This is a genomic window from Protofrankia sp. CiP1_Cm_nod1, assembly GCF_920888515.1.
Lineage (GTDB): Bacteria > Actinomycetota > Actinomycetes > Frankiales > Frankiaceae > Protofrankia.
This window is the reverse complement of sequence record NZ_CAKKTM010000356.1, coordinates 1-11,284: the sequence shown is the minus strand read 5'-3', so window position 1 is coordinate 11,284 and position 11,284 is coordinate 1. Positions and strand designations below refer to the sequence as shown.

Annotated in this window: 13 protein-coding genes and 1 pseudogene; 4 read left to right on the top strand and 10 right to left on the bottom strand. The window is 71.6% G+C overall.

The window, feature by feature from the left end:
• Positions 1–1,336, bottom strand: a 1,336-nt coding sequence (locus NBX02_RS16135) for an NtaA/DmoA family FMN-dependent monooxygenase (RefSeq protein WP_250292032.1), incomplete at its 3' end; no start/stop codon positions are given.
• 73 nt (positions 1,337–1,409) lie between these two features.
• Positions 1,410–2,606: an LLM class flavin-dependent oxidoreductase gene (locus NBX02_RS16130; protein WP_250292030.1), complete on the bottom strand. Its 1,197-nt coding sequence runs from the start codon at positions 2,604–2,606 to the stop codon at positions 1,410–1,412.
• Between the two features lie 188 nt (positions 2,607–2,794).
• Between NBX02_RS16130 and NBX02_RS16125 the strand changes: the two genes are divergently transcribed.
• Positions 2,795–3,019, top strand: a complete 225-nt coding sequence (locus tag NBX02_RS16125) for a hypothetical protein (protein ID WP_250285963.1) — start codon at positions 2,795–2,797, stop codon at positions 3,017–3,019.
• Positions 3,020–3,277: 258 nt separating this feature from the next.
• Here the strand turns inward: NBX02_RS16125 and NBX02_RS16120 are convergent.
• Positions 3,278–3,634, bottom strand: a pseudogene (locus tag NBX02_RS16120) (response regulator transcription factor); the annotation flags it as partial.
• A gap of 105 nt (positions 3,635–3,739) precedes the next feature.
• Here NBX02_RS16120 and NBX02_RS16115 point away from each other — a divergent pair.
• Positions 3,740–4,063: a DMT family transporter gene (locus NBX02_RS16115; protein WP_250285960.1), complete on the top strand. Its 324-nt coding sequence runs from the start codon at positions 3,740–3,742 to the stop codon at positions 4,061–4,063.
• Between the two features lie 90 nt (positions 4,064–4,153).
• On the opposite strand, the gene NBX02_RS16110 is transcribed toward NBX02_RS16115, so the two are convergent.
• The gene (locus NBX02_RS16110; RefSeq protein WP_250292027.1) at positions 4,154–5,959 is read right to left on the bottom strand and encodes a DUF5635 domain-containing protein; all 1,806 of its coding nucleotides are present in this window, start codon (positions 5,957–5,959) and stop codon (positions 4,154–4,156) included.
• A 342-nt stretch (positions 5,960–6,301) separates the two neighbouring features.
• Between NBX02_RS16110 and NBX02_RS16105 the strand changes: the two genes are divergently transcribed.
• Positions 6,302–6,766 (top strand): nucleoside deaminase, encoded by a 465-nt coding sequence (locus NBX02_RS16105; RefSeq protein WP_445548471.1) that lies wholly within the window; start codon positions 6,302–6,304, stop codon positions 6,764–6,766.
• Between the two features lie 52 nt (positions 6,767–6,818).
• Here the strand turns inward: NBX02_RS16105 and NBX02_RS16100 are convergent, their stop codons facing one another.
• Genes NBX02_RS16100 through NBX02_RS16085 form a run of 4 tightly spaced genes read right to left on the bottom strand, consistent with a single transcriptional unit; the run spans position 6,819 to position 9,144 of the window.
• Positions 6,819–7,259: a type II toxin-antitoxin system VapC family toxin gene (locus tag NBX02_RS16100; RefSeq protein WP_250292025.1), complete on the bottom strand. Its 441-nt coding sequence runs from the start codon at positions 7,257–7,259 to the stop codon at positions 6,819–6,821.
• Positions 7,250–7,447, bottom strand: coding sequence for a hypothetical protein (locus NBX02_RS16095; protein ID WP_250285811.1), 198 nt, complete (start codon positions 7,445–7,447; stop codon positions 7,250–7,252). Before NBX02_RS16095 ends, NBX02_RS16100 begins: the two co-directional genes overlap by 10 nt.
• Before the next feature lie 23 nt (positions 7,448–7,470).
• Positions 7,471–8,961 (bottom strand): bifunctional adenosylcobinamide kinase/adenosylcobinamide-phosphate guanylyltransferase, encoded by a 1,491-nt coding sequence (locus tag NBX02_RS16090; protein WP_250292023.1) that lies wholly within the window; start codon positions 8,959–8,961, stop codon positions 7,471–7,473.
• Between the two features lie 12 nt (positions 8,962–8,973).
• A complete protein-coding gene (locus tag NBX02_RS16085; RefSeq protein WP_250285808.1) occupies positions 8,974–9,144 on the bottom strand; it encodes a hypothetical protein in 171 nt (56 codons plus the stop codon).
• 203 nt (positions 9,145–9,347) lie between these two features.
• Between NBX02_RS16085 and NBX02_RS16080 the strand changes: the two genes are divergently transcribed.
• Complete coding sequence (locus NBX02_RS16080) at positions 9,348–9,560, top strand: hypothetical protein (protein WP_250285807.1); 213 nt, start codon at positions 9,348–9,350, stop codon at positions 9,558–9,560.
• A gap of 172 nt (positions 9,561–9,732) precedes the next feature.
• On the opposite strand, the gene NBX02_RS16075 is transcribed toward NBX02_RS16080, so the two are convergent.
• Together NBX02_RS16075 and NBX02_RS16070 are read right to left on the bottom strand one after the other, a co-directional pair.
• Positions 9,733–10,713, bottom strand: coding sequence for an aldo/keto reductase family protein (locus NBX02_RS16075; RefSeq protein ID WP_250292021.1), 981 nt, complete (start codon positions 10,711–10,713; stop codon positions 9,733–9,735).
• A 54-nt stretch (positions 10,714–10,767) separates the two neighbouring features.
• Positions 10,768–11,284, bottom strand: a 517-nt coding sequence (locus NBX02_RS16070; RefSeq protein WP_250292019.1) for a DUF3043 domain-containing protein, incomplete at its 5' end; no start/stop codon positions are given.

Sequence of the window (11,284 nt, the reverse complement as noted above, 5' to 3'; positions counted from 1 at the left end):
TGGGGGTGGGGAGGCCGAGGTTGTCGCGCAGGGTTGTGCCGGTGTATTCGGTACGTAGGGAGCCGCGTTCCTGCAGGAGTGGCACCACCTTGTCGACGAACTCGTCCAGGCCGGTGGGGGTCAGGTGGGAGCCGAGGATGAAGCCGTCCGAGCCGTCGTTCTGGACGAAGGAGTCGATGCGGTCGGCCACCTGCGTCGGCGTGCCGATGAACTCGGTGCGGCTGAAGAGGTGGATGGCCAGCTCACGCAGTGAGTAGCTGTTCGCCTCGGCCAGTGCCCGCCAGCCGGCCACGGTCTCGTACGGGTCCTGGGCCAGGCGGGCCCGGCCCTGGATCACCAGGGGGGCGTCCGGGTCGGGGCCGACGTCCGGCAGCGGGCCGTCGGGGTCGTAGCCGGAGAGGTCACGGTTCCAGACGGTCTCGAGCAGGATCTGCGCCGTCCGGCCGCTGACCTGCGTCCGGGTGATCTCCCGGTGCCGTTCGACGGCGTCGGCCTGCGTGTCGCCGAGCACGAACGACGCCGAGGGCAGCAGCCTGACCGAGCCGGCCGGGCGGCCCTGGCGCAGCGCCCGGGCCTGGATGTCCTGGTAGAACTCGCGCGCCTCGGGCAGGTGGCGGTAGGGGGAGAAGATCGCGTCCGCGCTGCCGGCGGCGAAGTCCCGGCCCTGCGGGGACACCCCGGCCTGCAGGATGACCGGGCGGCCCTGGGGGCTGCGCGGGACGTTGAAGTGCCCGGAGATGTCGAACTGCTCGCCGTGCTGGCTGAACGCGCCCACGCTGTCGTCGCGGACGAACCGTCCGCTGCTCCTGTCGGCCACCACGGCGTCGGCGGGCCAGGAGTCCCAGAGCTTCCGGGCGGTGGCGAGGAACTCGCCCGCGCGGATGTAGCGGTCGTCGCGGTCCAGGAAGCCGCCGCGGCGGAAGTTCTGCCCGGTGAAGGCGTCGAAGGAGGTCACCACGTTCCAGCCGGCCCGTCCGCCGGAGAGGTGGTCCAGCGAGGCGAGCTGCCGGGCCAGTTCATACGGCTCGTTGAAGGTGGCGTTGATGGTGCCGACGAGGCCGAGGTGTTCGGTCACCGCGGCCAGCGCGGCGAGCACCGGCAGGGTGTCCGGCCGGCCGACGATGTCCTGGTCGAAGATCAGGCCGAGCCGTTCGCGCAGGATCAGGCCTTCGGCGAGGAAGAAGAAGTCGAACCTGCCGCGCTCGGCGGTCCGGGCCAGGTGCTGGAACGAGGAGAACGCGATCTGGCTGCCGGCGGCCGGGTCGGACCACACCGTGTGATGGTTCACGCCGCCGAGGTAGGCACCGAGGATGATCTGCTTGCGGGGCTTGCTCATAACGTGACGCTCCAGGCGTTCGATGCCGGCTCGGCCGGCGGGTCGGCGGGTCGGCGGGCCGGCCGGCGGGTCGTCAGGCGGCGGCGTAGCGGTTGGCGGGTCTGGGCAGCCCGAGCAGGGCACGTAGCGTGTCCGCCTCGTAGGCGGTGCGGAACACGCCGCGCCGCTGGAGCTCCGGGACCAGCGCGCGGGTGATCGCCTCCAGGTCGTGCGGGATCGTCCCGGGCCGCAGCCGGAAGCCGGACAGGCCCGCGCGCTGCCAGTCCCGCAGCAGGTCGGCGAGTTCGGCAGGGGTGCCGGTGAACACCAGCGCGTCGCTGCTGTACTCGCCGCCGGCCAGCTCGTCCAGGCGCTTGCGGCGGTCGTTCGCCGCCGTCGCGGCGGTGTCGAGGAAGACGACGAGATCACCGAAGACGTGCACGTTCTCCGCCCGGCCGGCGGCGTGCTGCTCGGCCCGGATCTCCTCGACGGTCGCGCGCGCGTCGTCGGCGTCCCGCGGGGTCACATAGACGACGTCGGCCGAGCGGGCGCCGAACCGGTAGGGCAGCGTGTTGTGCGCGAGCGCGGTGACCAGCGGCTGCCCCTGCGGCGTCCGCGGCACGATCGACGGGCCGCGGACGCTGAACCACCGGCCCTTGAAATCGATGTAGTGCAGTTTCTCGCGGTCGACGAACCGCCCGGTGGCGGTGTCGCGGATCTCCGCGCCGTCCTCCCAGCTGTCCCACAGCCGGCGGACCACCTCGACGAAGTCGCCGGCCTCCTCGAAGTACTCGGCGACCAGCGCCTGGCCCTCGGGTGTCGCGTAGTCCTCGAACCGGAGACGGGAGATGTCGCGGCGGCCGAAATGGGAGTTCTCACCGGGATGCGACAGCTGCGCCCGCCAGCCGGCCCGGCCGGTGCTGACGTAGTCGAGGGTCGCGATCGCCTTCGAGACGTGGAACGGCTCGGTGTGGGTGACGGTCGCGGTCGGGACGAGCCCGATGTGCGTCGTCAGCGGCGCGACCCGGGAGGCGATCAGCACCGCGTCCAGGCGGCCGCGCACCTGGTCGGTCCGCCCGTCCGGCCCGTCGAAGCGGGAGGACTGCACGCCGAGGGCGTCCTCGATGGTGACGAAGTCGAGCAGACCGCGCTCGGCCTCGGAGACCAGGTCGACCCAGTAGCGCGGGGTGAACAGCTCGAGCGGGCGGGCCCGTGGCTCCCGCCAGGCCGCGGGATGCCAGCCGGTACCGTCCAGCGCGACGGCGAGATGCAGTGAAGAGAGCGCGGGCATCGGACGTGTCGTCCCCTTCCGGTCTTCATTTCTGTCGTTGTTTCCGCTGCGCTGTTCAACGGGATTTCTCGTCGACGCCGCGGATCAGCGGGCGCCGGGCACGGAAAATCAGAGCGCGATCGCTCGTGACGGAAAACGATATGAACGACATACGGGCGGGCCCGGTATCACCGTACGGTGCCGTACCGGTGGATGATCGGCTGACGCTTTGTCAGCGGCAACAGAGGGAACTGGCCAGCCGGGAGAAGTCGAGGTATCTGCGGGCGGCGAATGTTCTCCTCATCGCCGGTGCATCCGCCGCCGATACGCTGGTCACCACCAGTGAACTTGTTGGCGGCGCATCCATCGGCGGCGCATCCGCCGACAGTGCACCCTTCAGCAGTGCACCCGTCAGCGCCACGATTAGACCGTAACCGAGGGCCGCGCGCGGCGCAATGACGTCGCCGTACCGGATCGCCGCGGCTGCCCACGCGGGACCGCCTGCCCGTGCCTGTCCAGCAGGCGCCGGGCTGGAGCGGTTCCGCCAGCGGCATGGCCGGCGGAACCGGCGCGCCGCCGGCAACCGGGCCCGTGTGTTCCCGCCGGCCTGTCCGGTGCGCGCCGGAAGCCCCGGGGCGGGGCGGGATACGAGCCGGCCGTGGCAAAGCCGGGTCTCGCGCGGTAAAGCCGGGTCACGGCTTGATCAGGCCGACCCGGATCGCGTACCGGGTGAGCTCCAGCCGGTCCTTCATGCCGAGTTTCTGCAGCAGGTTGGCGCGGTGGCGTTCGACCGTCTTGACACTGACGAAGAGCAGGCCGGCGATCTCCTGCGAGCTGTCTCCCTCGGCCACGAGCCTGAGAATCTCCTCCTCGCGCTCGGTGATGGCCCGCTCAGGGATGCCGCCGCCCTCACGGATCCGGTCGAGATAATTGCGGATGAGGGCGTTGACCGCGCCGGGACAGAGAAAGGGCTCGCCGCGCATGGTGGCCCGGCAGGCTTCGACGAGGTCACGGTCGGCGACCGATTTCAGAACATGGCCGGAGGCGCCATCGGCCCGGGGACATCGCCTCCGTGGCCGCGCCGGTCGCCACCGCCGGCCCGCGGCCCGGGCTTGTCTGTCCAGTACGGACATACCAGGCAGGAGGTGCTGACCATGGCTTACGTGTTCCTCGGACTGGCCATCGTGACGGAGGTCCTGGGGACCAGCCTGATCAGGAGCACGGACGGCTTCACCCGGCTGTGGCCGACCGTGGGCTGCCTTGCCGCCTACGGTCTCGCGTTCGTCGCGCTCGCCCAGGCGGTCGAGAAGGGCATGCGGGTCGGGGTCGGCTACGCCATCTGGGCCGGCCTGGGCACCGCGCTGGTCGTCGTGATCGGGATAGTCGGCCTGAACGAGTCGGTCACCGTCGCGAAGGTCCTCGGCGTGACGCTGATCATCGCTGGCGTGATCGTACTCAACCTCGGCGGTGCCCACTGAACGGCGGTGCCCGTCCGCTGAACGGCGGTGCCCGTGCGCGCGGGACCGCGTATCCGAGCCTGTCCACCGGCAGGGCGGAGCGTCCTTCATTTATTCCCCGTGCGCCGCTGGCACTTCCGTGCGTGTTCGCGCCGCGATGTAGTGGGCGTTGCGCCCGCTGCTGGAGCCGCGGACGAGCAGGTCCGGGACGAGCCGGTCGAGCGCGCGGTTCGCCCCGGCCGTGGTGAGGCCGGTCAGGGCTGCGTAGTCACCGCTGGTGATGCGTTCATGGGCGGCGAGCCAGGAGGCGATGACGTCCCGGGCGGCACCGCGACCAGGCCGCCGGTAGGTCAGCAGCCCACGCCCGGCCAGTTCCCCGATCGTGTCCGGATCGCCTTCCAGCCGGCGGAAGACAGCGGCGGAGAGCATCCAGACGTCCTTGTAGCGGTCGATGATGGTGTTGCCGTCTATTTGGGCGGTACAGATGGCCTCGAGGGCATCCCGCGCGTCGTCCGGGTCGGTCTGAAGAGCGCGCGCCGCGTCCTCGACGGTGAGGAAGGGGCGGTGCAGCAGCTCGTGGAGAACCACGGCGATCCGTACGTCGCGTCGGCGCGCGGACGGCTGGACCGACTCCATCAGGGACATGATCGGCAGGACCGGCGCGCCGCCGGCCAGCCGGGTCCGTACGTTCGGGCCGGCCAGCTCGGTGATCCGTGGCGGCCGGTGACCAAGTGAGATCATTTCCCGGTACATGCGGTCCACGCCGACGCCCTGCTTCTCCACCAGCCGTAGCGCGCGGAAGAGATCCGACAGGGCCGGGTAGCGGGCATACCTGCGGGAAAGGACGGTGTCCTCGGTGATCCCGCCGGCAAAGCCGCCGGGGCTGTCGACCTCGATGACGGTGTCATGGTCGAACCAGGTGACGACGACCGGCTCCGGACGCATCCAGTCCCGGTGCACGACCGCGTTGAGCAGGGCTTCACGGACGGAACGCGAGGGGATCCGCCGCGTCGGGATCTCGGCGAAGCCCCGCCGGACGGTGGTCACGCTGTTGAACGCGCGCAGATCGTTCTCAACCGCGGCGAGCTGTTCGAGGAGTGCCGCGCCCGTCCGGTCGTCCGGCGGGTTGAGAACATCACCGCCGGGCACGTCGAGCCGGCTCAGTTCGATCAGCGTCCGTGACGCCGGGCAGAAGACGAGCACACCGGCCTGGGTCAGCGCGCCGTCCGGGCGCAGGACGCCGAGCCGCCGCAGCAGTTCGGCGTCCGACACCTCGGCGCTCTCGTCAGTATCGCCGCCGTCGCTCCCGGCGAGATAGCGGCGGGCCATGAGCAGGGCACCGGGAGCGATGTCCGCGATCGTCCGGCCGGTCGCCGCGGCCATCACGTCCAGCCCGGCCCGCTCCTGCCGGTGTAGCCACCACTCGGAGCGGTCCATCGGAACGCAGTGATCGCCGACCCGCCATCGGATCCTGCGGTCGGGATCCTCGACCGGTTCACGGGTCTCGGCTACATACAGGACGAGGATTCGTTCGCCTCGCAGGTGTCTGTGCTCGATGGCCGGGGCGATGTCGACGCGCTCGAAGATGCGGTGGCGGAGCCATTCGACGTCCAGCTCGGTGCCGGGAACCCGGCCGGTGTCGTCCACGCCGAGGATGAGAGCGCCCCCGCCGGGGGTGTTCGCCATGCAGGGGACCTCACGTGCCAGTTGTTCCACCGCCTGCGGATTCTGGCGTTCACCGGGCAGGACGCCACCGTGGCGGCCGCGCCGGCCGGCCTCCTCCTTGAGGTCCACCTGCTCCCGCTCGTGCGGGCGTGGTAGCTGGCCTGACTCCAGCGCGGCAAGGATCTCGTCGACCTGTGTCCGCAGACGGGCACGCGTTTCCACAAGATCGCCATGTACGTCGAACAGTGACACGTTCGCGCCCCTCAGCGTCCAGTACTTGTTTAGGGAGATCATAAACAAATACTGAACGGCTCAGGCATCGTACGGGTACTGGTTTGCAAGCTCGTCCAGGAACGATCATGAGATTGCCCGTGGGTTTCTGGTGGCTCTGCCGCCCGCGATCGCATACCGCCGGCCGGGCGGACGACCAGAGCATGGCGGATGACCGGAACATGGAGCAGGTGCGCGCGGCGGGCTGGCGACCTGACGAGGGGAGGATAATCGGATTCCGTGCAGCCAGATCTCGTGCAGCCAGATCTCGTGCGGACGGAATCGGCGCGGCTGGGGGTGGTCGCGAGGAGGTACGAGCCGTGGATGCGCCGTGCCCTGGAGATGGCGCGGGCGCTGCCGGACCCGGGGGCCGGCGACCCGCCCGTCGGAGCGGTGCTCTACGGCCCGGACGGGCGGGAGATCGCCGCCGCGCACCACGACCGGCAGCGGACGGCCGACCCGACCGCCCACGCGGAGATCACCGTGCTCCGGCGGGCTGGGCGCGCGCTCGGAACATGGAAACTCGACGGCTGCACCCTTGTGACCACGCTCGAGCCCGGCGTGATGGCGGCCGGCGCCGTTGTCCTCGCCCGGGTGCCCCGGCTGGTCATCGGCTCGTGGGACGAACGCGACGGCGCCGTCTGCTCCCAGTGGGATCTCGTGCGCGACCCGCGGCTGAACCACTTCGTCGAGGTCATCCCCGAAGTCCTCAAGGCCGAATGCGACGCGCTGCTCAGCCGCCGTCCCGACCCACGCCAGGGCCCGCGCCAGCCACTTGGACGCGGCTGACCGGGTGGCCCGGCACTGCCAGCATGATGCGAGAACATACGAGCACAACAGATCACGACATGCCGGGGGATGCGACTGCTATGCCGAGGTCGCGGGCGGCGTCGAGAAGACGATGATCATAAGCCACCATGGCATGCAGGTCCGGGCCGAGGCTCGCGGCGGTAACCAGGTGGATCGCGTCAAGGCTGCGCAGCCGCGCAGGCGGATGCTGGCCGGCCCGGTCCAGCAGCGGATAGCCCAACCTGATCTGGTCGAGCTTCCGTAGAAGTGCTGTTGCGGTACCGGCTATGGCCTGAGCCTGGGGCCGGCTGACGTCAGGACGGTCGCTGATGCGGAGAACCGCACGCCGTAACTCGGTGCGAACCAGCGCGCTGCTGACGAACCTGCGCTCCGCGTGCCCGGCGAGCCAGATCCGTAGGCTCTCGCTCTCGCTCTCGGCAATGACGAGTTTCGTGAGGGCGCTGCTATCAAGATAGATCAGCGTTATCTCCACTCCTCGTCGCGCAGTGCGGCGAGCTCGTCCGACAACCGGATCCCGGTACCCGCGGTCACCGGTTCGATATCCAGGATGCCCTGGCTGCCGGGAGCGAGGTCGCCGGAATCGACGAGACGCTGGTGGCCCGAGACCGCTTCGTACGGTACGAGGATGGCGACCGCTCTTCCACGTTCGGTGACCTCCACCGCCTCTCCGGCTTTCACCCGGGTCAGCGCAGACGGGTGGGGATGCCGGCGACGACGTGCCAGACCTCGTCGGATTCGGCCGCGACCGCGGCGTTGATGCGGCCGAGGGCGTCGCGGAAGCGGCGTCCGAGCGCGGTCGCCGGCACGATCCCGGAGCCGGCCTCGTTGGTCACCGCGATCACGTGCCGGCGGGTGTCCCGCCAGGCGGCCACCAGCTCCCGGAGCCCGGCGGGCCATTCCCCGGCCGGGGGCTCCTCGCCCAGGTGGGCGGTTAGCCACAGGGTGAGGCAGTCGATCAGCAGCGGCGGGCCGTCCGCGCGCAGCAGCGGTGGCAGGTCGGCGGTCTCCAGCGTCGTCCAGTGCGCCGGCCGGCGGGTGCGGTGGGCGGCCACCCGCGCCGCCCAGTCGGCGTCGTCCGGCGGAACCGGGCCTGCCGTGGCCACGTAGAGCACCTCCGGCCAGGCGGCGAGCCGCCGCTCGGCTTCCGCGGACTTCCCCGACCGGGCACCCCCGGTGATCAGGACGCGGTAGGGCCGGGGCGGGCCCGCCGGGGAGTGTGTTCCGCGGAACACAGTGCGCCCGGGCCGGCCGCCGCCGTCGGTACCGGCGGGGCCGGCGGCGGCGGCCGGCCCGGGCGCACCATCGGACGCAGTGGTGCCGGGCACACCGCCGGCTGCGGCGTTGCCGGGGAGGTTGCCGGTGGCGGTGTCGATGACGGTGCCGTCGGGGTGGAGGTGTGCGCCCATCAGTGCCAGCCGCCGGGCGAGCTCGTCGCCGGGCGGGTTGCGGTGGCCGAGGTGGACGGCGACGACCCGGGTTGCCTCGGCCACGGCGCCCCGCCGCCGCAGCTCCGCGAGGACGTCGGCGAACGTCGCCAGGTCGAGGTGGTCGCCGAAGCCGGGCCGGTCGCCGTTGTTCTCCTCCATCAGCACGACGTCGAAGGCGCGGCCGGCCAGCGCGTCCAGGGTCGCCGGTGGCAGCGGCGCGGCGGTGTCGCAGGCGTAGAGCAGACGCCCGCCGTCGGGGGCCGTGATGTCGTAGAGCAGCGCCGGGCCCACGAACGCGGCTCCGTGGTTGGCCGCCAGCGCGCGGATGACGAAACCGTCCAGTGACAGGACGTCACCGGCATGTGCCGGGTGGAACCGCAACGCCCCGGTGTCCCCGTCCGGGGGCGCCACGAAGGGGCGGCAGGCGTCCAGCGAGGCGGGCGGCCCGACGACGTCCAGCGGGCGGGTGGCCACCGTCGACCACGTCCGCCACAGCAGGGCCTCGGGGCTGGTGTGATCGCCGTGGGCGTGGCTGAACAGCAGATGACGCACGTCGGCGAGCCGCACCCCGAACCTGGTGGCGGCGCGCGGCACGTCCGGCCCGCAGTCGATGAGCAGGCGGTCCTCGACGAGCACCGCGGTCTGGGTGCGCACCTGGTGTTCGCGGGCCCACCCGCAGGACGCGCACCCGCACCACGGGTTGGGCCAGCCGTCGGCCGACCCCGTGCCCAGCAGCCTCAGGCGCACCTGCCCGGACGCCTACGGGTGCGGATGACGCCTGCGGTCGGCCAGCGTCATGAGCGCGATCACGACACCGAGGAGCAGGATCGCGCCGATCGTGACCAGCCCGACCTGCCACCAGACCATGGGCGCCTCGTGCGACTCGGCGGTGGCCTCCGCGAGCAACGTCGTGACACCGTGCGAAGCCATGATCACGGTCTCCTTCCTCTGTGTCGACCGGCCCGGCCGTCCGACGGATCGTATGGGGTGTTTCCGTCCACCGGCCACCTGTTCGGTTCACCCAGCCGCCGCCGCTCTCGCCGCTGGTCGTCTCCTCCGGGCCCACCGCCGGTGTTGGATGGTCTCCGACGGACAGCGAAGAGGACCGACGACCTGGGCAAGGAGGCCAAACGGTGAGCTGGACCTGGCGTTTCGAGACGGAGGACGGTGGGGTGGTCACCCCCGCCGGCTCATTGCCGTCGGAGTCGTTCCCGACCCAGAGCGACGCCGAGACCTGGCTGGGGGAGATCTGGCAGGAGCTGCTGGCCGCCGGCGTCCAACAGGTGGTGCTCCACGAGGGCGACCGCAGGGTCTACGGCCCGATGAGCCTGCGGCCCGTCGACTAGCGGCCGTCGGCCGGTGACCGTCAGCCGGCGGCCGGTGACCGTCAGCCGGCGGCCGGTGACCGTCAGCCGGCGGCTGGTGACCGCCGGCTGGTGACCATCGGCCGGCGGCCCTGCCGTCGAACGCGCCGATCATGCCTTTCGGGCGCTCGGCGGCCCGGGCGCGGCCGGGCGGCTAGCCGACGATCTTCGGGTCGGTGATGATGACGCCGCCGAGCACGGCGTCGATCCGGGCCAGCAGGTCGGGGCCGAGCTTCACCCCGGATGCCCTGACGTTCTCGTGGACCTGCTCCGGCCGGGACGCCCCGATGATCGCCGATGCCACGTTGTCGTTCTGGAGCACCCAGGCCACCGCGAGCTGGGCCGGGGACAGGCCGGCGTCGGCCGCGACGGGCAGCAGGTCCTGCACCCGGGTGAGGACGTCGTCGCCCAGCAGCCGCTGGATGAAGCGCCCGCCGTTCACGCTGGTGGCGCGGGTGTCCGCCGGCGGCGGCTGGCCCGGCCGGTACTTGCCGGTGAGCACGCCCTGCGCGACCGGTGACCAGACGATCTGGGAGATACCGGCGGCCTGGGACGTCGGGACGACCTCGGCCTCGATCGTGCGCCACAGCATCGAGTACTGCGGCTGGTTGGAGATGATCCGGTCGAAGCCCAGCTCGCCGGCGATCCGCACCGCGTCCGAGATCTGCGCGGCGCTCCACTCCGAGACGCCGACATAGAGGACCTTGCCGGCCCGCACGAGGTCGTCGAAGGCCCGCAGGGTCTCCTCCAGCGGCACCGTCGGGTCGTACCGGTGCGCCTGGTAGAGATCGACATGGTCGGTGCGCAGCCGCCGCAGCGACGCGTGGCAGGACTCGATGATGTGCTTGCGGCCCAGGCCCCGGTCGTTGGGGCCGGGGCCGGTCGGCCAGAAGACCTTGGTGAACAGCTCGTAGGACTCCCGACGGACGCCGTCGAGCGCCTCGCCCAGCACGGCCTCGGCGCGGGTGCCCGCGTAGACGTCGGCCGTGTCGAAGGTGGTGATGCCCTCGTCGAGAGCGGCCTGTACGCAGGCGAGCGCCTGTTCCCGTTCGACCTGGTCACCATGGGTGATCCAGTTGCCGTACGAGATCTCGCTGACGGACAGTCCGCTACGCCCGAGTCGTCTGTGCTCCACGCAGCCACCTTAGAACGCCCGTGCCCCGGGACGCCCGGCCGTGAAATCACACGTTCATCGTTGGCCGTCCCGGCGGCTCACCCGGGGCCGGGGCATCCGCCAGCGGGGCGGCAGGAGCGCGCGCTGCACCGCGTAGGCCCGGACCCGGACCCGCGAGTCCGGGTACTTGCGCGCGACCTGGCCGCTGACCTGGCGGGCCAGGACCACCGAGTCGACGGCCACCGCGAGGACGCCCAGCAGCATCAGCGAGGTGGTGACCAGCCGCACGTACGCGTTGGGGACGATGCCGCCGAGGAAGTACACCAGGGCGGCGGCGAGGAAGAACGGCCCGATGTTGCGGCGGGCGTCGACGAGGTCCCGGGCGAGCACCCGCTCGGGGGCGCGCTCGCGCGGCGGCAGCCTGCTGACGTCACCGGAGAGCATCGCCGCCCGGTACTCCCGGGTCGACCGGCGGCGCTCCTCGCGGCCGCGGGTCCGGGCCTCCTTGCGGGACGCCGTGGCGGGCAGGGCGCCGCCGCGGGCGCGCGCCGCCCGTGCCTGGCTGCGTTTCGGGGTGGGACGGCCTTTCCCC

Excerpts from the sequence above, each read along its gene's own strand:
- NBX02_RS16130 (WP_250292030.1), bottom strand. The coding sequence starts at position 2,606 with ATGCCCGCGCTCTCTTCACTGCATCTCGCCGTCGCGCTGGACGGTACC.
- NBX02_RS16115 (WP_250285960.1), top strand. The coding sequence starts at position 3,740 with ATGGCTTACGTGTTCCTCGGACTGGCCATCGTGACGGAGGTCCTGGGG.
- NBX02_RS16085 (WP_250285808.1), bottom strand. The coding sequence starts at position 9,144 with ATGGCTTCGCACGGTGTCACGACGTTGCTCGCGGAGGCCACCGCCGAG.
- NBX02_RS16105 (WP_445548471.1), top strand. The coding sequence starts at position 6,302 with ATGCGCCGTGCCCTGGAGATGGCGCGGGCGCTGCCGGACCCGGGGGCC.